The 23942-nt window shown below is 61.2% G+C and carries 13 protein-coding genes; 1 reads left to right on the forward strand and 12 read right to left on the reverse strand.

The window, feature by feature from the left end; all coding sequences use genetic code 11:
- Positions 1 to 15: 15 nt before the first annotated feature.
- Genes ACM6I7_RS12795 through ACM6I7_RS12805 form a run of 3 tightly spaced genes read right to left on the reverse strand, consistent with a single transcriptional unit; the run spans position 16 to position 1780 of the window.
- Positions 16 to 687: a GNAT family N-acetyltransferase gene (locus tag ACM6I7_RS12795; protein ID WP_414888686.1), complete on the reverse strand. Its 672-nt coding sequence runs from the start codon at positions 685 to 687 to the stop codon at positions 16 to 18.
- Between the two features lie 12 nt (positions 688 to 699).
- A complete protein-coding gene (locus ACM6I7_RS12800) occupies positions 700 to 1146 on the reverse strand; it encodes a GNAT family N-acetyltransferase (RefSeq protein ID WP_064589872.1) in 447 nt (148 codons plus the stop codon).
- A gap of 10 nt (positions 1147 to 1156) precedes the next feature.
- Entirely contained in the window at positions 1157 to 1780 is a 624-nt protein-coding gene (locus ACM6I7_RS12805; RefSeq protein WP_027610354.1) for an FMN-binding negative transcriptional regulator, read from the reverse strand.
- A gap of 92 nt (positions 1781 to 1872) precedes the next feature.
- Here ACM6I7_RS12805 and ACM6I7_RS12810 point away from each other — a divergent pair, with 92 nt between their 5' ends.
- A complete protein-coding gene (locus ACM6I7_RS12810) occupies positions 1873 to 3429 on the forward strand; it encodes a PLP-dependent aminotransferase family protein (RefSeq protein ID WP_097089437.1) in 1557 nt (518 codons plus the stop codon).
- Positions 3430 to 3462: 33 nt separating this feature from the next.
- On the opposite strand, the gene ACM6I7_RS12815 is transcribed toward ACM6I7_RS12810, so the two are convergent.
- The 9 genes from ACM6I7_RS12815 to ACM6I7_RS12855 all read right to left on the reverse strand — a co-directional run bounded on the left by ACM6I7_RS12815 (position 3463) and on the right by ACM6I7_RS12855 (position 23641).
- On the reverse strand, positions 3463 to 8016 hold the full coding sequence (locus ACM6I7_RS12815) for a hypothetical protein (RefSeq protein WP_414888687.1): 4554 nt from the start codon (positions 8014 to 8016) through the stop codon (positions 3463 to 3465).
- Between the two features lie 28 nt (positions 8017 to 8044).
- The gene (locus ACM6I7_RS12820) at positions 8045 to 12619 is read right to left on the reverse strand and encodes a hypothetical protein (RefSeq protein ID WP_414888688.1); all 4575 of its coding nucleotides are present in this window, start codon (positions 12617 to 12619) and stop codon (positions 8045 to 8047) included.
- A 153-nt stretch (positions 12620 to 12772) separates the two neighbouring features.
- Entirely contained in the window at positions 12773 to 13873 is a 1101-nt protein-coding gene (locus ACM6I7_RS12825) for a polyamine ABC transporter substrate-binding protein (protein WP_414888689.1), read from the reverse strand.
- Complete coding sequence (locus ACM6I7_RS12830) at positions 13870 to 14895, reverse strand: histone deacetylase family protein (protein ID WP_414888690.1); 1026 nt, start codon at positions 14893 to 14895, stop codon at positions 13870 to 13872. The genes ACM6I7_RS12825 and ACM6I7_RS12830 overlap by 4 nt, the downstream gene beginning before the upstream one ends.
- Positions 14896 to 15163: 268 nt before the next feature.
- Positions 15164 to 16159, reverse strand: a complete 996-nt coding sequence (locus tag ACM6I7_RS12835; RefSeq protein ID WP_027610360.1) for an AraC family transcriptional regulator — start codon at positions 16157 to 16159, stop codon at positions 15164 to 15166.
- Positions 16160 to 16262: 103 nt separating this feature from the next.
- Positions 16263 to 17123 (reverse strand): hypothetical protein, encoded by an 861-nt coding sequence (locus ACM6I7_RS12840; protein ID WP_414888691.1) that lies wholly within the window; start codon positions 17121 to 17123, stop codon positions 16263 to 16265.
- A gap of 117 nt (positions 17124 to 17240) precedes the next feature.
- Complete coding sequence (locus tag ACM6I7_RS12845; protein ID WP_414888692.1) at positions 17241 to 20879, reverse strand: hypothetical protein; 3639 nt, start codon at positions 20877 to 20879, stop codon at positions 17241 to 17243.
- A gap of 140 nt (positions 20880 to 21019) precedes the next feature.
- Positions 21020 to 22024, reverse strand: a complete 1005-nt coding sequence (locus ACM6I7_RS12850; RefSeq protein ID WP_414888693.1) for an asparaginase — start codon at positions 22022 to 22024, stop codon at positions 21020 to 21022.
- Positions 22025 to 22195: 171 nt separating this feature from the next.
- Positions 22196 to 23641: an alanine/glycine:cation symporter family protein gene (locus ACM6I7_RS12855; protein ID WP_414888694.1), complete on the reverse strand. Its 1446-nt coding sequence runs from the start codon at positions 23639 to 23641 to the stop codon at positions 22196 to 22198.
- Positions 23642 to 23942: the final 301 nt, after the last annotated feature.

Raw genomic sequence — 23942 nt, forward strand, 5'->3', positions numbered from 1 at the left:
TTTTGCTTTGACGATTTAATTACGGCACTCGACCAAACCTTTCACCTGCCCGGTCGGCGTCTGGTTGGCATCGCTCAACCACTGCTCGAACCCTGTCGCAATCGCCGGCCACTCCGAATCCACAATCGAATACCACGCGGTATCGCGGTTCTGGCCCTTGACCACCATGTGCTGGCGGAACACGCCTTCGAAGCTGAAACCCAGACGTTCGGCGGCGTATTTGGAGCGGGCGTTGCCGTTGTTGCACTTCCATTCCAGGCGACGATAGCCCTGTTCGAAGGCGTATTTGGCCAACAGGTAAACCGCTTCGGTACTCTTCGGTGAACGTTGCATTGGCGCACCGAAGGTGACGTGGCCGATCTCGATGCGCCCCTGCGCCGGGACGATCGACATCAGGCTCAGAATGCCTTGCACCTGGCCCGTGACGCGGTCGATCACGCTGAAGAAATACGGATCGCTGCTGGCCGCATGGTTGTTCAACCAGTCATTGAAAACGCTGCGCTCGGGGAACGGCCCATAGGGCAAGTAATCCCACAGCTTCGGGTCGGCGCCGGGGCCTTCGAGGGCGTTGAACAACTCGTCGCCGTGGCGCGCCGGGTCGAGGCGTTCCAGGCGGATGAAGCGGCCTTCGAGCAAGGTGGCGGTGGGGGCGGGGACGCCTTTCCAGTCGGCAAGTGCAGTGGTCATGTACGCGGCTCCTTAAATGGCTTTGCGAAACTGGATGAATCCCGGGCGCTCGGCGATGCGCTCGTAGAGCTGAATCGCGGTGGCATTGGTTTCGTGGGTCAGCCAATGCACTTTGCAGCAACCGTCGGCCTTGGCAGTGGCGTAGACGTGTTCGATCAGCAAGCGACCGACGCCGGTGCCACGAGTCTCCGGCGCCACCAGCAGGTCCTGCAGGTAGCAGGAGTTTTCGATGCTCCAATTGGAGCGGTGATAAATGAAATGCACCATGCCCACTGCTTTGCCGTCAGCCCAGGCGAGGGCGGCGTGGGTTGGTTCGCTCGGGTCGAGGAAACGCTGCCAGGTGCTGTGCGTGACGGCGTCCGGCAACTCGGTATTGTAGAAGCGCAGGTAGGCCTGCCACAGCGGCAACCAGGCGGCGTGATCACCGGCGGTCACCGGGCGGATCTGGATCTGACTCATGCTGATTTCCTTAACGCATCAAGTGGGCGAGGGTTCGGTCGGCGATGTCGGGGCTGGCAGCCAGGCCTTCGCGCACGCCGGCAATGTCTTCGGCGCTGCGGTTCTGGCTGAGCTTGCGCTTGCCTTCGAGGCGGTCGATGGGAATGGCGAAACCGACGATGGCCTTGAGCATGCCGTCGATGTAGTCGGCCGGCGCATCGTCGACCTTCCACGGTTGTGCGCGACCGGCTTCATGGCGATCAGTCAGCGTGCTGACGATGTCGAGCAGGCGCCCGCCGTCGCTGAAGGTTTCGGCGTGGCCGTAGGCGTGCACGGCGACGTAGTTCCAGGTCGGCACGACTTTGCCGTGCTCGGCCTTGCTCGGGTAAAACCCCGGGCTGACGTAGGCGTCGGGGCCGGCAAAAATCAGCATCGCTTCAGCGCCGTCGCGCAGGTCTTTCCATTGCGGATTGGCTTTGGCCAGGTGCCCGTACAGCGTGCCGTTCGGACCCTGTTCGCGGTGCAGCAGCACTGGCACGTGGCTGGCTTGAAGGCCGTTTTCACCGTGGCTCACCAGAATCGCGAGGCGAGTGGCGAGGATCAGTTCGTGCAGTTGCGACAGTTCGTCGATGGCAAAGGCGCGGGGCGTGTACATGGATAGATTTTCCTTGGCGAATGCCTGCATCCTAGGCAGGCTATTGGTCTGTTGTAAGAGCCATTGATGACCAATTTCATAGGTCCATTGTCATGCCCGAATCGCCCACGCTGTCCATGCCGTTTAATCCGGCCGGTATCGAGCTCGACCGCCGTCAGGGTTTGAGCCGCCAGCTCTATCAGGCGCTGCGCCTGCGGGTGCTGGACGGGCGTCTGGCCAGTGGCACGCGGCTGCCGGCCAGCCGTGATCTGGCGGCGGCATTGGCGATTTCCCGCAACAGCGTGGTGCGCGCCTACGATCAGTTGTACGCCGAAGGCTTCATCGAGGGCCGCGTCGGGGACGGCACGTATGTGGCGCAATTGCCGCAAAGCGCATTGCCCACAAAAAAACTATCCACAAAAGTATCCACAGGGTTTTCAACAAGCTTACCCACAGCCTTATCCACAAATTGGCTGGATTTACCTGTGGTTCCATCCAGTAAAGTTATCCACAGCGATGCATTGCGGCGGGTTGAAAACAATCATCTGGCCCTGCCACCCAGTGGTCCGCCGCGTGCTTTTCGGGTCGGCGTTCCAGCCTTCGATCTGTTCCCGTTTGACGTCTGGGCCAAGCTGAACGCGGCTTTCTGGCGCAAGCCGGATTTGCAGCAGTTGTGTTATGGCGATCCGGCGGGCGATGCGCGGTTGCGCGGGATGATCGCGGCCTATTTGCGCAGCTCACGGGGCATGCAGTGCACGGCTGAGCAAATTGTGATCACCAGTGGCGCACAGCAGGGCATAAGCCTTTGTGCACAGTTGCTGGTAGCGCCGGGCGACGGCGTAGCGATTGAAAATCCCGGGTATCGAGCGGCCGGTCATGCCTTCGCCGTGGCCGGTGCCCGGTTGCACGGGGTGGCGGTGGACAGCGAGGGAATCGACTGTCAGCAACTGGCAGGACTGACCGATTGCCGCCTTATCTATGTCACGCCATCCCACCAGTACCCCACGGGGGTGGTAATGAGTCTGGCCCGCCGCCTCGAATTGCTGGCCTGGGCCGAGCGCACGCAGGGCTGGATCGTCGAGGATGATTACGATGGCGAGTATCGTTACAGCGGCGCGCCGCTGGCGCCTTTGGCCGCTCTCGATCGACAGGGGCGAGTGCTGTATGTCGGCACGTTCGGCAAGGTCGCGTTCCCGGCGTTGCGCCTGGGGTATCTGGTGTTGCCGCCGGGGTTGGTGGAGGCATTTGCGCAAAGGCGTGCGGTGGATGTGCGTCACTCCGAAGTCAGTACCCAGGCGGTGATGGCCGAGTTCATGGCCGCCGGGCATTTCCAGCGGCACATCCGACGCATGCGCCGCGCGGCGCTGAGCCGACGCAATGTCCTGCTCGGTGGCTGGCCGCAGAAAATTCCGGGCGTCGGCCAGTTGCCCGGCGTTGCCGCCGGGCTGCACCTGACCGTGCCGGTCGCCAGTGTGGCGCGTGAAAGCCAACTGATCGAACTGGCGCGTAGCGTTGACGTCGAGATCAATGGTCTGAGCAGCTATTGGCTGCCTGATTCCACGACCCCGGTCGACCAGCGCGCCGGACTGGTGCTGGGCTTTGCCGCGGTGCCTGAGCGCGCAATCGAAGCGGCGCTCGAGCGTTTGCGAACCGTGTGGCACACCCTCTGAAGCGGGCGCGGATCGACGCGCCCGACGGCGGTATCACGGTTGTGCTTCGAGTTGCAGGAACAGGCTCGGATCGCCAATCCGGCGCAGCACGTAATCGATTGGCGTCAGACTTGTCAGAGCCTGTCGACGTTCTGCGCTGAGGGTCTTCAAATGCGCATCGGCGATTTTCAGGTGCGCCGCGGTGAATTGTTCCGGCGCGGCTTCGGGCGAGTCGTAGTGAAAATGCGCGAGCCATAACGGCTGATCATGCTGGGTGCTGTCGAGTATCTGATACTCCTGAAAATAATCCTGGCGCTTTTTGGTCTTGATCCGGCCCTGGACGTTCCTGACGATCCGTACCTGATGATTGTCCAGCAACCATTGCAAATAGGCTTGTCGAGGTTGGCGGTCCTTGAGCAGACTGGCGCGCACGGCGATGCCTTGAGCACGTAACCGGATCGCGGCGCTGTTGAGTTCCGCACTCAAGTTGCCCACCGGCAACCGCGTGCCTCCAGAGGCGACAATGCGTGCCTGCGCCTGTTCGACGCTGGCAGCAATCTGTTCCAGTCGCCGAGCCTGCTGATCGAACAGATCCTGCATGTCTGCCGGTATGCGGTTGGGCCTCAGAGCGTCACGCCGGGTCCGGTCAATGAACGCCTGCACTCGCTCATTCTGGTTCAGGGCATCGGCAATGAACTCGATGTCGCCCACCTGCGTCGTCGGGGAGGCGGTGGGTCTGACGGGAAGCATTTCTTCCAGAGGTGATTCGCTGGCGGCTGCGGGCCTGGCGGGCGCAGGGTCACGAGGCCGGCTTTTGGTGACCTTGCCAACCGGTCGGGACGGTCCTGCGACAGAGGGGCCCGGTGTGGCCGGCGTGCTGCGGGCTCCGGTTTCCGGCAGCAGTTCGCTCAGTTGCTCCTGCGCCAGTTGTCTGAATTCGCCGAGCAAGCTTCTTAGCCGCGTCAGTTCTGCCGCAACCACCATGCCCGGATATTCGCCTGGCAAGTCCCCCAGACGCTGATCGGCATCGACATAGACATCAATCAGTCGGCTCAGACGATCAATGCGCAGCGCCGTGCTGTCGCCGTTGTCGGGTTTCCTGATCAGGGCGGCATGGCGGTGTGTGGCGGTGGCGGCTTCGATTATCAGCCAACCGGTGGCTTCCCGCGCCGCTTCGGTGGCTGTTTCCTGCATGCACAACTCGTGAGACATGCCGATGGCATTGGATTTCAGGTCCCACTGGTTAAACGCCGGGAGCAGTTGGCGCAAGCGTTGCGCGGTGGTCATGCCTGCACTGCCGATGGTGTCGAGGGTTTCCAAGGAGGTACGGGAAAGCTGCAGGCGGGCGATCATGTCCTGGCTCAAAGCCAGAGCCTGGTGCAGTTCCTCGTTGTAACTTTGCAGCGCTTGCGGTGTATTGATGACCGTGTGTTGAGCCAATTTACGGGTCAATACTGCGTAAGCGTTGCGTTTGAGAACGAACCAGAGGCTGAGGTTTTTTTGCAGCAAAGTGGTCATGCGCTGCAATTCGACGAAATAGCCATCGCTCCCCCCTTTGAGGCGCCATTGGCCGAGTATTTTCAAGGCCTCGTCGTAATCCCCGATCAGCTTTTCGACGTGTTCAAGGTAACGCCGGGTCGCCTCTTCGTGGGCTTGTCCGGAGGCGCCAAGCATGGCTGACTGGGCTTGTTCCAGAGCAGCGTTGCCGACGGCTTCCTGATTTCTGAATGCTTCCAGAGCCGTACCGAGCTGGTTCCTCTGGGTTTCCTTTTCCTTGCGCTGGGCCTTGAGCTGACTTTGCAGGCTGGTGCCCCCGGCGCCACCGCGCAGACGCAGTCGGGTATCCACGAACCATTGGCCTTGCTGGTTGTGAATCAGCAGCGGACCGGTTTTTGACGGTGTCTGCGGATCAACGATTTGCACCTGCTGGTCATCGTTTTCAATCACGCGGAACCAGCGATCGCCCGCCTGCGCATAGGTGCTGTTAGCGAGGCGATACAGGGTCGCCTTGCCGCGCAGCAGGGTTTCCACCGCGGCTACCGTGAGGTCGGGAGCCGGCACGGCCAGAGTATTCAGAAACGTTGCCAAGGCACCGGGCGAACGCCGGGGCACCGAGCCGTAGGCTTCAAGCGAGGAGTAATGGCTGGCCGGGAGTGGGTCACTCAACAGCGTGGTGACGTGTGTAACCGTGGGCGGGACAGGCGCTTGTGCAGGGGCGGTCTGGATCCGGGGCAGTCCTTCGCTTTCGATATCGCTTGCGCCTTCGCTGCGCAACGCTGTGCGGGGGCCGGTTGTGCGTTGGGTGGCCGCATGATGGGCCAGGATCATGCCCAGGTTCAGCAACATATCGGCAACCGCGCTCCACTGGGCGTGGGTATCGCCACGGTTGTGGGCATCCACGACCTGATCGATTTCGCTGATGCTTTGCCAGACCCAGATCGCCGCGCCTGCCGGGCCGCAGAGAAAGTTCGCGGCAACGTTGAACAACGCCCACCCGCTGTCTCGCAGCAAGGCCCAGCGGCGTTGCGCATTGGACAACGACTGTCGGTCGGCGAGTTCGGCCATCGCCAGTGCATGGGTCTTGAACAGCACCGGGAACACGTCGCCAGTCAGCGCCGTGGAGGCAAGCCCGACCGGCCCGGCCCACTTGACGCTGGTCCAGGGTTCGGCGAGCAACTGCGCGCCCAGCCACGGACTGGGCAGACCGATGGGGAAGGTGTATTGGGCATATTTGAAACTGGTTTGCGAATCCGCCAGCCACGCGAGCACCGAATCTCTCAATTCGCCTGGCTGATGTATGGCGTACAGCAGGTTTTGCGTTGAGGGGAATTGCAGCAATGGCTGCTCAAGCAGCGGACGATACAGCAGGCATGGCCCGGCTCCAGGCAGACGCGGAGCAATGATGAACATGTTGGTGACAACATCGCCAACAGTCTCCCCGGCATGGATAAACGTCAGCGGGCGAATGACCACAGTGTGTGGATGACCGGGTATCGGTTTGAGCCACTCCTGGACACAGCGATAACCTTGCTCATCCACGCCGCCGAGGCGACGCAGCTTGGATTCCAGTGCAATCAGCGGCAGCAGTGCGTGCAACTGGCGGATGTAAAAGCGCTGCTGCAGGGGGGCCTGCAGCGGATCGTTGATCAGCCTGTCCCTGATCAAGCCGGGGTATACCTCACCCATGTCGATCTTGTTTGCCATCTTCGTCAGGTAGGCGACAGTCAGCCACTGCGGCAGCGCTTGTGGCGGGTCGAATTGCAGCGTCGCCAGATACGGCGTGCGGTTTTGCAAGGCGTACTCGCCCAGGGTTTCGATATGGGTGTCATGCGGATCGGGCAGTGTCACGCCTCCCGATTCGAAGCTGTTGGTGATGCGGATTTGCAATTTGTCCAAAGGCAGCCTGGCCGCCGATGGCTGATCGGCAATGATCGCCTCACGCATGCAATTGTGCGCATACGTATCAATCGACGGGATTGGCATCAGCGCCTTGTCTGCCTGCCGGTACAACTGGCCCAGCGCATTGATCGACTGGCTGTATTGATCGAGCTCGGAAGCCGAAGCGTCGAGCAACCAGTCGGGTATCGAATCATCGAGGTCGATGAGGGTGTTTTTCTGCGGTTCGCTGGCTTGCTCGATCAGGGGCAGAAGGGAGATACCGTCCTCGGTCTCCTCGTCGAGACTTTGTCGGGTGATTGCCCGGATGGCATCGAGCTGGTTGGCAATCAGGACCCACGCCATGTGGTCGAAAAAATTGCCCTCGGGTTCGAACAACTGCCACTGCAGATTCTGTCCGGCCGGCAACAGTTCGATACGCTGCGGCAGTGATTCACCCAGTTGCTGCAGAGAGTCGAATGTCTCGTAACCATCTTCCACGGTGTACATCATGACCAGATCGCGCAGGCCATAGCGTCCGAAAATCACCACGGCGCCGCCCAGAATCAGGTGCCGGGCAGCGCCTTGAGCATCGACCGAGTCGATGTCGATCAGGCACACGCGGATGTCCGACAGTGTTATGTCGTGACGCTGGCGCTCCTGTTTGTCCGGGCGCCGCGAAATCGCCCGGGCGACCAGGCACTGTTCATCGTCCCAGCCCTCGGCGTTATGGACGTTCAGGGCTTCGCGCAGGGCATCGGAGAGTTCTTGCCAGCGCGGCAATTGGCGTCGGGTGCTGTTCCAGTAATCCAGCTGTCGCTCGGCGAAGGCAACAAACAACAGGGGCGCATAATCGTTGAGCAGATCGGCAATGGCCTCGATATCGACATCCATATGCACCACTGGCGTGGCCTGGTGGTTCAAGGTCAGAAAGTGTTCACCCTCCAGATAGTTGGCGCTGGAGCCGTTGAAAAATTGCCGGACGAGTGCCTCTGTCAGTGATTCAAATCGGGTCGGCAGGGCCACTCGTTCCGCGTTTAGCCATTGCCATTGTGGCGTGCCGATCATGGCCTGCTCGGGATCAATCTTGCGTTGTGGATACAGCGCTTCGAGCGCCTGACGCAGCACTGCGCTGGCGACTTCATCGACTGTGGGTCCGCGACTGGTCTGATGGACGATCTGGCTCTTTTGCAGCAATGCATGGGTTTCGGTGTTCGCTGAATGCTCAGTCATTGTCATTGTCCTTTTTGACGTTTGGGGCTTATGAGAAAAACAGCGAACGCGCCAGCTGCGGGCTGATCGCGCTGCGATAGATAGCGATGATTTGCGGGTTGCTGGTGGCTGAGTCCAGGTCGAAGGCGCCGGCCATCCGCCGTTGCTCCTGCAGTTTCAAATGGGCGGCGGTGAAGGCGTCGGCCGGTGCATCGGGGCTGTTGTAATGGAAGTGCGCGTACCACAACGTCTTGCCGGTGCGCCGCTCGCGAATTTCGTACTCCTGCAGATAATCCCTGCGCGGGCCTTTGAGGCGACGCCGGGCACCGCCAGACACAATGTCGATCTCATCCTTGTGCAATAACCATTCGACCCGGGCGGCAGTTGGCGGTTGTTGCTTGGTCATCTCGACCCGTATCCGGTAGCCCTCGGCGTACAGGCGTTCACCCGCCTGGTTCAATTGGGCGATCAGGGCTGGCGGCTCCTCGGTGCTGTTCGCCCGCAGCCGGGCCTGTTCAAGGCTTTTCGCGCTTTCGTCGAGCTGTTCGGCCTTGCGCTGGAACTGCTCTTCGATCTCGACCGGAATCCGACCGGGTTTTTTGGCATGGGCTTCGGTTTGCCGGATGAAGCTTTCTACGCCATCAAGCAGCGCCTGGCCCTGGCTGATCTGGGTGGCGAGATCCGCTACCGGAGCAGGCGGGCGGCGCCGTCCGGGCTGAATGCGTTCGACCCAGACACCGGGCGTTTTCTCGTGAAAAGTGGCGATGACGTTCCCGGTCATGGGCGCTTTCACGTCAAGCAGAACCGGTTGCCCTGGCGCCGAGGAACGCAACTCGCCGACCACTGTGCCCTTGAAGCGGGTTTTGATAATCCGTTTACGTGAGGCTGGCGCTGGCCTTGAAGGACCGGGCCGAGGCTCCACCGGCCGGTGTTCGAGGAGCAATTGCGCCAGGTGCTCTTCGGTCTGGCGTTGAAACTCGTTGATTCGTTTACGCGTGTGGCTGAAGGGCTCGTCGAGCAGCACATCCTTGTGGTTGAGGGCGAAATCCTCAAACGACTGATCGATGGCGGCAAACTGTTCGAGCATGCCGTTGAGGCCTTCGATCCGCTCGTTGGCCCCCAGGCTGGTGTGGTCAAGCAGCAGTTCCTGGGAGGTCTGAATCACCAGGTTGGTTGTGTCGAGCAGGCGTACCAGATCGCCTTGCGCCTGAGTCAGCGCTGGCGAAGCCTGGTCTTTCAGGCAGATGTCGCGAGCCAGCGACACCTGAAGCGCCTTGAGATCATTGAGACTGAACACAGGCAGCTTTGCTCGATAGGTATTGGCGACTTCAGCGGCACGTTTGCCCAGTCGGCTCAACTCCTGAAAACGTGACTGGGCAAACTCGATCTTGCTGATCATGTCCTCGGTCAAATCGTACATTCTGCGGTAGGTGACAGGGTCACCGGTGCCTGCCGCCGTTTCTTCGGCCTCGAGCAGCACCAGGGTTTCCTTGAGGGTTCTGGCGAAGAGGGGATCACGTTGAGCGAGCCATGTCTGGTTGAAGAACAACTGGGTACCGAGCATCTCGGTCATGGCGGTGCGGAAATGGGGTACGGTCTCAAGCAGGTTCAGCGATTTCAGCTGGTCGATGGGCGCCGCGTATTCCTCGGTGCGGCGTTCAAGTGCTGCAAGAAACGTGGTCTGCTGCGCCACCAGAGTGTCGTCGCTGGCCGCAGTCATGGCGGTGTGAGCGGCTGTCAGCTCTGCGCGGGCCTGCTCGCGCGTGTTATCGAACTCGGTCAGTTGTTTCTTGAGTTCGGCGATGCGTTCATTGTTTTCCCGTCGTTTGGCCTTGCGCCGACTCGACAGACCACCACCGCGCAGACGCAGGCGAGTGTCGACGAACCACTCGCCCCGCCGATTGCGGATCAAGCCCGGACCCGCACGTCCGGGCTGTCGCTGCGAATTGATGATCGAAACCTCACCGGTGTCGGCGACCGCCACTTCGAACCAGCGCTCACCCACGGGTGCGTAGTACCCGCTGGCATGTCGATAAAGGTGGCGATAAAGACCGGCGTCGCTGGCGGTCGGGGTGAGCGCTTCGGGGCGCGTAACGGCAAAGCGATCCAGGGTTTGGGTCAGGCTCAGCACGGTGTCGGTCATCAACGAAGTCTGATGTTGCGCCGGATACTCACCGATCACATCAGGGCGTTGCACGATGTTTACCGGCGTTGGTGGCACCGGCTCCTTGGGCTCGGTTTCGACGGTCACCGGCTTCTTTTCAGTGATGTCCCGAGGCGTCGCGTTACGAGTGCTGGCGTGATGGGCGAGCACCATGGCCAGGGTCAGCAACAGATCGGTCATCGCGGTTTTCTGCTGCCCGGTGTCGCCTGTGGCGGCGGCGTCGAAGGTTTGTTGCAGGTCGTCCAGCACTTGCCAGATCCAGGCGGCGGTACCGACGGTTCGACCGAAAAACGGCAGTGCGGCGCTGAGGATCATCCAGCTCGCATGCTTGAAGCTTTCCCAGCGACTTTCGCTATTGGACACCGATTGCCGATTCGCCAGTTCGACCATTGCACTGACGTTGGCCTTGAACAGAAAAGCCAGGTAATTGGTAGCGATGACTGCTGTTCCCAAGGTCAGCGTGCCGCTCATCTGCAAGGAAGTCAGGGGATCGGCGAGCAGTTGTGAGAGCGACCATACCGAGGGTCGATCATCGCTGAATACGTAATTGGCATAGTTGGCGCGCGCACTGTCCGGCAACCAGGCGAGGACCGACTGACGCAATGTCGGTGAATGCTTGATGGCGTAGACCAGGTTGGCCGGCGACGGGTACTGGAGCAAGGCATGATCGGACAGCGGCCGGTACAGCAGGCAGGGTCCCTTGTCCATCTGTCGGGGGCCGATCACGAACATGTTGGCCACTTCATCGGTGGTCGCCCCCGGGCGCCACGCGGGATTGAAGGCCAGCGGTCGAATGACGATCTCCTGACCGTCCACCCGGCGATTGTCGTCCAGCAATTGAACCACGGCCGCGACATAGCGATAGCCCGCCTCGTCGACCCCGCCCTGTGCGCGAATCTTCTGCTGCAACGCCAGTAACGGCAATTCGACACGCAGCCGACTGGTGAACAGATTCTGCCGTCGCAGGCTTTCCAGCGGGTCATCGCGCAGTTTTTGCCTGATCAGCGCAGGATAGGTCTGGCCGATGTCGACACTGACGATCAACCTTTCCAGATAATCAGCCGTCATCCATGCCGGCACCGCAGTGCTGCCGATACTGCTCACGGTCTTGTTGCCGAGCGGCAAGGCAATCAGATTCTGCAGCGCCAGATCGACCAGGCTGAAGGTGCTGCGTTCGGGCTCCAGCAACGGTGTGAAACTGCCCCACACCACCACGCTGTCGACCACGATGCGAATCTCGGCCAGATTCAGTTCAGTGGCCTCGGGATGCTCCTTGAGCAGGGCCGCCTCCAGTTGCTCCAGCGCGAACTCGCGAATCGGTTTGATGCCGTCGTCAAAGGACTGCTCGGCGTTCTGACTTTGCACCTGCGCCAGATCCATCAGATGACGGCTGTAGGCGGTCAGGTCGCTGGGCGAGGCGTCGACCATCCACTCTGGCAACGCTTGCTCGACCAGGTTGAAGCGTGAAGACGACTGCTTGTCCGTGGGATCGAGTTCGTTGGTCGTGCGGCTGACGTGGGGCGTCAGGTTGGTTGTCGCCGGTTCGTTCGCCAACTCGCCAATCGCGTCGGCCTGCAGGGCGATCAGATTGCACGCCAGATGATCGAAGTAGTCACCGTCAGGTTCGATCAGCCGCCATTGCAGGGTTGCAGGCGGCGGTCCGTCCGTCTGGGTCTGCAGTGAGGCACCCAGTTCCTGCAGGGTATCGAAGGCCTGGAAACCACGAGTGATGGTGTGGGTGAGAATCACCGTGCGGCTGCCGAGCGTGCCGATCAGTACGGCCATATCGAGGACGTGCAGGTGAGTGGAAGTGCCATCGCGCGTGGTGTCCAGATCGATCAGGCAGGCGCGGGACTGATAGCGATCATCGGTACTGCGGGCAGTTTTTTGCGGATGGTCGAAAAGACTCCGGGCCATGGCGCGCTGGTCGTCGTCCCACGCCGGGTTCGTCCCGACGTTCCACAGTTCGCGCAGGGACCTGGACAATCCCTGCCAGCGCGGGGCGGAGGCGCGGGTGAACTGGTTCCAGTAATCGACCTGTTGTTCCTCGAAGGCAACAAACAGCAGCGGCGCCAGTTCATTGAGCAGCCTGGCGATAGCCTCGATGTTGACGGGCAGTTGTACCGGTGTCTCGTGCGCAGGATGCAAGGTGAGGTAGTGCTCGCCATCCAGGTAGGTCACTGGCTTGTTGGCGACGCCATGACGCACCAGCGCATCGGTCAGCGATTCGAAGTGTCGCGGCCCGGGGACGACACGCTGGTCACGCAAGGTCCAGCCAGGTGTCACCACCATTGCCAGTCGCGGGTCGATCTGTAACTTGGGGTATAGCGTCTTCAGTGCCGGTTGCAGGGCGCGGGTGGCGACTTCCCTGATTGAGGGGCCGGCGATCAGTTGGGTGAGCAGGGCGTCTTGATCATCCGGCAGCTTGTGGTCGGCGGGAGAGTTGAGGGTTTCTGGCATGGTCACATCCTTGGTCAGAATAGCAGGCACCGCGAAAGTGGCGGCGGGCGATGCGTTGCAAGGTAGTGACGGGCCGAGCACCGAAGGTGGTAGATAAATATCGCAGGCAAAAAAAAGACCCGCACGGCGGCGGGTCTTGTCGTCAGCGTCGGCTCAGGTACCGGACTTGATCTTGGTCCAGGCCCGGGTGCGTGCACGCTCGGCATCCCGCGGCAGCGGTTGCAGGGTGTAAAGCGTGCCCATCGCCGCATCGGTCGGGTACAGGTTGGGGTTGTTGCGGATCGCCGGATCGACCAGTTGGGTGGCGTCCTTGTTCGGGTTCGGATACCCGACGAAGTCGCTGACCGGCGCGATCACCGCCGGTTGCAGCAGGTAGTTGATGAAGGTGTAGGCGTCCTCGGTGTTCTTCGCGCCCTTGGGAATAGCGAGCATGTCGAACCAGATCGGTGCGCCTTCCTTGGGCAGGCGCATGTCGACCACTACACCGTTCTTCGCTTCCTTGGCGCGGTTGGCCGCTTGCGAGAAGCTGCCGGAATAACCGACCGCGACGCAGATGTCACCGTTGGCGATGTCGGCCATGTACTTGGATGAGTGGAAGTAGGTGATGTACGGCCTGATCTTCATCAGCAGCGCTTCGGCCTTGGCGTAATCCGCCGGGTTCTTGCTGTTGGGATCCAGACCCAGGTGTTGCAGCGCCAGCGGCAGGATCTCCGACGGCGAGTCGAGCAGGGCGACGCCGCACTGCTTGAGCTTGCTGAGATTCTCTTCCTTGAAGATCAGGTCCCAGCTGTCCACCGGCGCGTTATCGCCCAGCGCGGCTTTGACCTTGGCCGGGTTGAAGCCGATCAGGATGGTGCCATACATGTACGGCACGGCGAACTTGTTGCCCGGGTCGTTGGCTTCGATCAGCTTCATCAGTTTCGGAACGAGGTGATTCCAGTTCGGCAACTTGCTGCGATCCAGCGGCTGAAACACCCCGGCCTCGATCTGCTTGGCGAGGAACACGTTGGATGGCACCACCACGTCATAGCCGGAGTTACCGGTCAGCAGCTTGGCTTCCAGTGCTTCGTTGGTGTCGAAGATGTCGTAGACCAGTCTGGTCTGGGTGTTCTGTGCCTTGAAGTCTTCCAGCGCCTTGGGCGTGATGTAGTCGAACCAGTTGTAGACGCGCAGGGTGCGTTCTTCGGCGTGGGCGCCGACGCTGAGCAGCGCGGCGCACACGGCTGGCGCAATGCAGTGCTTGAGTCGGTTCATTGTTCGAACCCTTCGAGCACGTTCACTGCGTTGATACCGATTTCCTCCACCGCGTAGCCACCTTCCATGACGAACAGCGTCGGTTTGCCGAGGGCGGCGATGCGTTTGCCCATGGCCAGGTAATCCGGGCTGTCGAGCTTGAACTGCGAGATCGGATCGTCCTTGAAGGTGTCGACGCCCAGCGACACGACGATGATGTCGGCACCGTAGCTGTCGATCTCGTTGCAGGCCTGTTCCAGCGCCGCACTCCACACATCCCAGCCGGAACCGGCCGGCAGCGGATAGTTGAAGTTGAAGCCTTCACCGGCGCCTCCGCCACGTTCATCTTCGTAGCCGAGGAAGAACGGAAACTCGGCTTCCGGGTGGCCGTGGATCGAGGTGAACAGCACGTCGCTGCGCTCATAGAAAATCGACTGGGTGCCGTTGCCGTGGTGGTAATCGACGTCGAGGATCGCGACTTTCCTGTGGCCGGCATCGATGAATGCCTGAGCAGCGATAGCAGCGTTGTTGAGGTAGCAATAACCGCCCATCAAGTCGCTGGCGGCGTGGTGTCCCGGTGGTCGGCACAGGGCGAAGGCACTGTGTGCACCGCGCTGGATTTCCGCCTGGGCAGTCAGCGCCACTTGCGCTGCACTGTAGGCTGCTTGCCAGGTGCCGGCGGTGATCGGCGCGCCGCCGTCGAAGCTGTAGTAGCCGAGCTGGCCGTGCAGGCTGGTCGGTTTGATTTGCCGCAGAGTGCGGGCGGGCCAGGTGTAGGGCAGCAGGTCGCCGTCGGTGTTGAATTCGGTCCAGCGTGCCCATGCACCTTTGAAGAAGTCGAGGTAATCGCGGCTGTGGATGCGCGCGATCGGTTCGAGGCCAAAATCCTTTGGCGCTTCTACCGGGCCGAGGTTCTGGTGTTGTACCCGTTGCAGCACGTGGTCGGCGCGCGACGGCATTTCGAAACACGGCTTGAGCTGGCCGTCGATGAGTTCGCAGCGGCCGTGGTGCAGGTGGTGATCGTCCGAGTAGATCGTCAGCATTTGTTGTTCTCCGCAGGGGGCTGATTCGGTTGCCCCCAGTGTTGCGGCGCGCGGCGAATCGGAGAACGGCAGGAAAGGCCAAAAGGGGATCGATATGGCCAAAAACTCTGACCGCAATTCGCCCCTCTTTTCAGTACAGCCTTGCTTCGATTCAGGCATGAAATGCGTCCCGGTGGGAGCGGGCTTGCTCGCGAATACGGTATGTCAGATAAATTGATCGCGACTGACACTGCGAATTCGCGAGCAAGCCCGCTCCCACATTGGAACATCAATGAGGGCGAAACTGGCTCGGCGCCACCCCGCTCCAGCGCACGAACGCATGGCGGAAACTCGCGGTCTCGCTGAAGCCCAGGGTCTCGGCGATGCGGTAGATCGGCAGTTGATCCTCACACAGCATCTGCTTGGCCCGCTCGAAGCGCAGTTCGTCGAGCAGTTCCTGATAACTGCTGCCCATGTCCTTCAAATGGCGGCGCAAGGTGCGCGGCGAGCACTTCATTTGCTGGGCCAGCCCCTCCAGCCCCGGTGCTGCATTGAGCTGGGCACTGAGCAACTGGCGAATCCGCCCCAGCCACGCCTGACGTCCGGTGAACTCGATGTTCTGTTTGCGGCAGCGGTCGGCCATGGCCTGGTGGGTGATGCTGTCGGCCAAAGGCAACGGCTGATCGAGCCAGCGCCGGTCAAAGGCGAAAGCATTGTCCTTGGCGCCGAAGTGCAGAGGGCTGTTGAAGTGCTCAGCGTAGCTGTCGCGGTAATCCGGCGCGGCATGTTCAAAACGTGTCGCCAGTAGCGGCAGCGGATGCCCAAGCAAATCGTCGCAGATGACCTTCAATGACACCAGGCAGAACTCCGCGTTGAACACCGCCATCGACGGGCTCTCGCGGTAATCGGCGGCGACGAACCAGACCCGCTCGCCGTCGTCTTCCAGGCTCAGTTCGAAAAGTGTTCCCAGCAGCGCCGGATAGCGAATCGCCAGGCGCAAAGCGTCACCTAAGGTGGCACTGGTGAGCAGGGCGTAACCGAGGATGCCGTAGCAGGAAACGTGCATCCGTCGGCCCAGTTCCAGGCCGATGTCATGCTTGAGCGCGACCGCATTGGCGCAGACCTGCATTTCCTGATTGGTGGTGATGCGTGTGTCGGCACGGGCCAGATCCGCCGCACTGATGCCGCTGCCGGCCAGCAGCGCTTCGCTCGACAGGCCTTCGGTCTTGAAGGTGTTGAGTACCAGTGAGACGGCATTGAGCGTCGTGAGGTGGGAGTGGAGCATGAGGCGGCATCCGCTGGTTTTTGGCAAAAGAGGCAGCAAGTAGCGTGCCGTGCACGACGCCCACAGGCAGGGGCGACGTCGTGCACGGTCATCAGCGTATGCCTTAGCTCGCGCTGAAAAACAGCTGTCGGGCCTGCTCCACGCCGATCATGCTGCGGTAGTACGCCAGCCGTTCGGCCCGGCTCAACCCGCGAGTGCTGTCGGCATCGGATCCCAGTTGCCGCTCCGCGGGGGTTTTCAAACGTGCAGAGAGGAAGGCCTTGTCCGGCACCCATGAGGTGGAGTACAGAAAATGCGCGTACCACAGCACCTTGCGCGTGGTCTGGTCAGTGATGCTGTATTCGTCCAGGTAGAGCGCCTTGCCGCCCTTGAGGCGGCGTCGACTGACAGTTTTTGCAATACGGATGCTGTCATTGGTCTGAAGCCAGGCGACACCTGATGGTGTGGGTGATTGTGCCCTGGTCATCATCGACATGGCGGTTTTGGCCTGCTGATATAGGCTGTCGACGGCATCGCTCAGCGCCTTGTTCAGCACCGCAGCCGAGCGCTGGCTGCTGTCCGTGGCGTTGCTGTCGGTCAGGGCCTGTTCAATGGCCGCGCTGACGTGTTCCAGTTGCAGGGCGTGCTGGTGAAACAGGTACTCGATACCGACCGCCGAGCGTCCGGCCTGCTTCATGAGTTCGTTCATGCGCAGGGTGAACGCCGGCAGGCCGTCGAGCAGGTCCTGCCCCTTGTTCAGGCTGGTTTCGAGCGCTGGCGTCGGCGTCGGCAAGGCAGTGCTGATACGTTCGACCCACACCCCGGGAGTTTTTTGATGAAAGGTCGAGATGACCTTGTCCGTGAGCGGTGACTTGATGTCGACCAGGTCGGTTTCCAGGCCCTGTGCCGTCAGGCGCGGCTCGCCGATCAGCACGCCGTTGTAGCGGGTGCGGATGAACTTCTTTTTCGGCCTTGGCGGTTGCACGGGGAGCGCCGGGCGGCTGCGCAGGGTGTCGCGCTCTTCGAGCAACAGCACCAGGTTGTGGCGGGCGCTGCGGTTGAATTGCTCGAGCTGTTGGCGAAGGTTTGTCAGCGGTGCCTCTTACACACTGTCAGCGAACGCGGACTTGAAGTCTGCCAGGCGCTCGTCGAGTACGTTGAATTGTTCGATCAGATCGTTGAGGCAGTCGATGCGTTCGTCGAGCCGGGAAACGCTGCGCTCCTCAAGGGTGTCGCGCAGCGCTTGAACGGCGATATCGGCGGTATCGACAATCTGGTCGAGACTGAGCCAGGCATCCGCGGCGGTCGCTACCGAGTGTTCGGGCAGGCAGACATTGCGCGCCAGTGTCACCTGCAGTGCCTTGAGATCCTCGATCGAGTACGCCGGGAGTGCCTTGCGGGTCAGTTGAATCAAGCGCAAGCCGTCTCTCTCGAACTCTTTGAGTCGCACCAATTGTGCCTGGATCTGCTCCAGACGCGTGATCATGTCCAGATTGAGCTCAAGCATCTGCCGCGTTTCGGCAATATGCCGGTTCTGGGGCTGTTCAGCCTGTTCTTCGAGATGATTGAGTACGCTGCGCAATGTCGGCGTGAACAGGGTCAGCGCTTCGCGAATCCCTGCATGGATGAGTTCGAGCTGCGCCTTCAGGTAGCTCAGGGATCTCTGTTGGTAGTCAGCCGTTGGCGAGAATACATGCAACGCCTTGAGATCGCTCAACGCCTGGGCATAAGCGACGCGTTGCCTGTCCAGAGACTGTAGAAAGAGCTGGCGGTGGGCCGCAGCGGTCTGAGCGGTGGCAGCGTTCATTGCCTGGCGGACCTGTTCCAGCTCGCCTTGCGCTGCCGCCTTACGGCTTTCGAAGGCGGTCAGGCGGGTGCGCAGTTTTTCCGCTTCGATGCGGCGTTGTGCTTCAGCCAGCTGTGTCAGGCCGGCCGAGCCGCCACCGCGCAGACGCAGTCGGGTATCGACGAACCAATCGCCACGCAGATTGCCGATCAAGGCTGGGCCGGTACGGGTTGGATCCTGCGGATCGATGATCATGACGGTACCGTTTTCGTCCACCGCGACCTCGAACCAGTCATGGCCCACCGGGGCGTACCATTTGCTGTTGTAGCTGTAGAGATTGCGATAGAGCCCTGGCGTGGTGTTGGCGCTACCCAGACGTTGCGGGCGAAGGATTTTGAAGTGGGACAGCACGGTGCCCAGACTTGCGGGCGTGCGATTCGCGGCGCCGCTGATATTCAGGGTTTGCTGCAGGTCAGCGGTTTCATGGGGAGCACTTTTTTCCAGTTGTTGCACGGTGATTTCAGTGGTCGTGGGGTCAGGGTTTTTCGGTGTTTCGCGTGCCGCTGTCTCATGGGCCAGCCGTGGTCGGGAGCGACCTGCGATGTGCAACGTGATCGCCATCCCCAGATTGAGCAACACCTCGGTGAACGCTGACCATTGCGCGGAAGAGTCATCCTGCTCCCGGGCTTCCTTCAGGGCTTGCAGTTGCTCCATCACCTGCCAGATCCACGTCGCGACACCCACCGTGCGTCCGAGGAACGGCAAGACGGCATTGAACAGGGTCCATCCGGCCTGTTTGAAACTGGCCCAGCGACTTTCCGCATTTGACACCGACTGGCGGTCGGCCAGCTCGACCAGCGCCGACGCGTTGGCTTTGTACAGAGCGCCTGGCAGATCGCCCTCCACGGTCTTTCTACCGAGGCTGATCGGCCCACTCATGACCCTCATTTTTTCCGCATCCACCAGAAACTCGGTGACGGCCCAGGGGGAGGGCAACGTGCCTGGAAACACATAGTTGGCGTAGTCGCTGCGCACGCGGTCCGGGAGCCAGGCGAGCACCGAGTCACGCAGACTGGCGGATTGCTGGATGGCGTACAGCAAGTTGCTGGGGGAAGGGTATTGGGTCAACGGCTGGTCGAGCATCGGTCGATACAGCAGGCACGGCCCGGCGCTCGGGTCCTCAGGACCGATCACGAACATGTTGGCGACTTCGTCATGGCTGCCGTCTGTTCTGCGTTGAGGTACGAAAGCCAGAGGCCGCATGACGATGGTCTGGTCCTCGACCATGCGATGGTTGCTGTCGGGATCCAGCACCGCGACGACATAGCGGTAACCGCGTGCGTCGATACCGGCCTTGCCGCGAATTTTCGATTGCAGGGCCAGCAGCGGCAACTGGATGCGCAAGTGTTGAGTGAACAGTGCCTGTCTCCCGGCGGAAGCTGGCGTGGTGTCGACCAACTGACGCTTGATCAGCGCCGGGTAGGTCGTACCGATATCCGCGCGGGTTACCAGGTCTTCCAGATAGCTTACGGTCAGCCATGTCGGCAATGGCTTGCCACGGGTGGAGTGCAGGGTCTTGTTGCCTACCGGCACTGCAATCAGATTCTGCAAGGCCAGATCGGTGACGCTGAAATTGTAAGTCTCGATTTTTCCCGGAACAGTAAAGGTGCCCCAGATCACCGGACTTTTGACCCGCAACTGGATCGACTCCAGAGCTGTTTCAAGATCGGTACGCTGCGCATCGGCGTGCGCGCGAAGGGTCTCGGCATGCAAGGCGTTCATTTCGCTCAGCGCGTATTCGCTGATTGGGAGGATGCCATCCAGATAGGACTTGCCGGTGTTCTGGTTATGCAGTGCAGCCAGATCCTTCAAGTGCCGGGAATAGTTGTTCAGATCCGGCAGTGATGCAGCAATGAGCCAGTCAGGCAAGGCATTCTGAAACCAGCTCAATGGCGGGCCGGGCTTTTTCGCCGTGGCGTCGACTTCGGGGGTGGCCGTGGACAATGGCTTGTCGAGCGGGGCAGGTGTGGCAGGAGAAAAATCCAGCGCGCCGATCACATCGATCTGAATCGAGACCAGTGCACACGCCTGATAATCGAAGATGCTGCCCGAGGGTTCCAGCAATCGCCAGTTCAACTGCTGGTACGGCTGAAGATTGCCCACGTGCGCAGGCAAGGATTTGCCCAGGTCATCAAGAGAGTCGAACTTCTGATAACCCTTGAGCAGTGAATGGGCGAGGATGACCGTCTTTCCCTGTTGTGTGCCGATCAGCACGGCCATCGATACTTCGTTCAAATGCTTTACGGTTGTGCCATCGATCAGATCAATGGCGATCAGGCAGGCGCTGTTCTGGTCATCGATTTTCCTGCCGGCCAGACCGGCAGTGCGATACAGCGCGCGGGCCATTGCGCAGTCACTCTCGCTCCAGCCTTGTACCTGATTGACGTTCCAGATCTCGCGCAGGGTGTTCGACAATGTATGCCAACGCGGGCCGTTGCTGTCGTCGGCGTTGTTCCAGTACGCCAGCTGTTGCTCCTGAAACGCCGTGAGCATGACCGGTGCCAGCAGGTTGAGCAGGCTGGCGATTTCGTCGATCCGTACCGGCAGGTGGACGGCCGGATCGCTGATCGGTTGTTGCGTCAGAAAGTGTTCACCTTCGATATACAGCGTCGGCGTGCCCTGCACGACCTGGGCGGCGAGGATTTCGGTCAAGGCCTGGTAGGTCGGATTTCCGGCAACGATCTGTTCGTCGACGATGGACCATTGCGGCGTGCCGATCATGGTAATGCTCGGCTCCAGATCAAGCGTGGGGTACAGCTTGCGCAAATGTTCGCGCAACAGCACGGCGGCCACGTCGCGCAAGTCGGGGCCGACACTCAATTGGGTGATCAGGGCTTCGGTGGGATTGGTGCCGGCAGCCGTCTGCCGGGTGGAGCTTGTGGTTGCTGAACTCATCGTGCGTCCCTGCGTTCTGGTGATGGAGGCGATCCCGAGGACAAGTCTCGGGATCGCTCCATGCTAGGGAGGCACGATGCAGCGTGGGTGGTAGATATGTAGGGCGTCGGACTATCGCCGGCGCCGGCGCCGGACCAGGCTCAGCGCAATTCGCCACACAGGTCGAGTTCGATCAGACGCCGCACTTCGGCGTTGTCCAGACCCGCACCGAGCAAGCCGTGCAGCTTGCCGAACGCCGCTTCTCGGGTCATGCCGCCACCGGACAACACGCCAACGCCGCGCAAACGGCTGCCGGCTTCATACACATCCAGCTCGACCCCGCCTTCATGGCACTGCGTGACCGCAACCACCACCACACCGTTGTCCCGTGCGCGGCCGAGGCTGGCAAGGAACTCGGGATTGTCGCTCGGTCCGGTGCCGCTGCCGTAGCACTCCAGCACCAGACCCCGGGTGCCGCTAGCCAGCAGGCCATTAACCGTCTCGGCGCCGATGCCGGGGAACAGTGGCAGCACAGCAACCTTGGCCAGTTGTTTCGGCTGGTTGTAGTTCAGCGCGGCCGGAATCGACGGCGCTTTCACCCCGCCGCCCTGACGCTCCAAGCGCTTGAACGGATGCCGGCCGAAGCTGCGCACTTTCGCGCAACGGGTCGGCGCCAGCATCTCGCCGTGGAAGTACAGGTGCACGCCCGGCGCCAGACCCTGGCCCAAAGCAACCAGCGCGCCACCGAGGTTTTCCCAGGCATCGCTGTCGGTCACGCCGGCCGGCAGCATCGAGCCGGTGAAACACACCCGGGCATGCAGGCCGAGCAACTGGAAACTCATCGCCGCAGCGCTGTAGGCCAGGGTGTCGGTGCCATGCAGGATCAGTACGCTGTCGCAGCCTTGCACGTCCACCGCATCGACCACCGCTTCGCGCAGTTGCTGCCAGTAGGCCGGAGTCATGTTGGCGCTGTCGATCAGCGGCGACATTTCCCGGAAGCGCCACTGCGGCACAACGAGTTCAGGCTGGCTGTGCAGGTAGTCGCGCATCCGCGCTTCGAAACCGGACGCCGGGGCCAGACCGTTGGCACTGGCCTGCATGCCGATGGTGCCACCGGTGTAGAGCACCATGACGTTTTGGGCGGCGGGAAAGGAATTGGCAATCATCTGAGGGTCTCCACAAGAGATGACATTGTAGGAGTGAGCCTGCTCGCGATAGCGGTTCATCATTCAACATTGATGTTGGCTGAAAGACAGCTATCGCGAGCAGGCTCGCTCCTACAAGTTATTGCATCACAATAACTGACGGGCGCAGGGGATGCGCCCGTCATTCACCTGTCAGCGTTGCGCTGCAGGCACGCCTTGCGGCTCGACTGCGGTCTTGCCGGCGGCTGGCGCCTCGGTCGGCCAGGCCTTCAGGTCCAGATCCAGATCGGCAAATTTGCTGGAGTCGAACACGGGCTGCTTGATGCCGGCGCGGCGCTGCTCGTCGTAGTCGCGCATCACGCGCATGCCGACCTTGAACAGCATGGCCAGGGCCATCAGGTTGACGAAGGCCAGGCAGGTCATGGTGATGTCGGCAAAGGCGAACACGGTCGACAGATCCTGCATCGAACCCCATACCACCAGCGCCAGGACCAGACCGCGGAACACCATCAGCAACGCGCGGTTGCGGCTGAGGAACTGCAGGCTGTTTTCGCCCAGGTAGTAGTTGTAGAGGATGCAGGTGAAGACGAACAGCGACAGCGCAACGCTGACGAAGATGCGGCCCCAGTCACCGACCACGGCGGCCAGCGAATTCTGGGTCAGGACGATGCCGTCACCTTCGAAGCCCGGGGTGTAGAAGCCCGACAACAGGATCAGCAGCGCGGTGCAGGTGCAGATCACGAAAGTGTCGAGGAACACGCTGAAGGCCTGAACCACGCCCTGAGCGCCCGGGTGTTTCACCGAGGCCACGGCGGCGACGTTCGGCGCACTGCCCAGGCCCGCTTCGTTGGCGAACACGCCACGCTTCACGCCCATGACGATGGCGCTGCCGAGCAGGCCACCGAAGGCCGGGTCGAGACCGAAGGCGCTCTTGAAGATGGTTTCCAGCATCGCTGGCACGTGTTCGATCTGGGTGCCGATTACGTACAGGGTCACGCCGATATAGGCCAGGGTCTTGACCGGTACCAACAGGTCGGACACTGCAGCGATGCGCTTGATGCCGCCGAGGAAGGTGATGGCCAGCAACACTGCCAGGACGATCCCGGTGTGGCTTGGGTCGAAGGCGAAGGCGTTCTGCAGCGAGTGGGTCACGGTGTAGGACTGCAGGCCGATGAAGGCGAAGCCGTAGGTGACCAGCAGCAGGACCGAGAACACCACTGCCATGCCTTTCAACTTCAGGCCGTGCCGGATGTAGTAGGCCGGGCCGCCACGGTACAGACCGTCGCCATCGGCGCGCTTGTAGACCTGCGCCAGGGTGCATTCGAAGAAGCTGCTGGACATACCGACCAGTGCGGTCACCCACATCCAGAACACCGCACCCGGACCACCGAGGGTCACGGCGATGCCGACACCGGCGATGTTGCCTGCACCGACGCGGCCGGCAAGGCTGAGCATCAGGGCCTGGAACGAGCTGAGTTGCCCGCCGCTGCTTTTCAGGCTGTCGCGGAACACCGCGAACATGTGGAAGAAGTGGCGCAATTGAACGAAACGCGAGCGAATCGTGAAGTAGCTACCGAGCCCGACAATGAGCACGATCAGTACTTTCCCTGAGAGGAAGTCGTTGATGACTTCGAGCATGGATTTTTCCTCGCTGTTTTTTGTTTAAGCAAATGCTGGATGTTCCGAAACATCGCGTTACACCGGTTTGCGCGCGGCACGACAGGTGAGGCGAAGGTTTCGTCCCGGATCCATTTCGCGGGTTTGTTATTAGTTCGGGTTTCGCATGGGTTATGGCCTCGTTACCGACGACCGCTCACGCGAAGAGGGGCGGCACTATACCGATCAGTGCGGCGCCCGTCTGCACGCTCGTGGTGCAAGCGACGAAACGAAGCGTTGAAACACCCGGCGTTACCGGCGCCGGGCTTGTGCGGGAACTGCT

Origin of the sequence: Pseudomonas sp. IT-93MI4, assembly GCF_949767635.1 — a bacterium.
Taxonomy (GTDB): Bacteria; Pseudomonadota; Gammaproteobacteria; order Pseudomonadales; family Pseudomonadaceae; genus Aquipseudomonas; species Aquipseudomonas putida_A.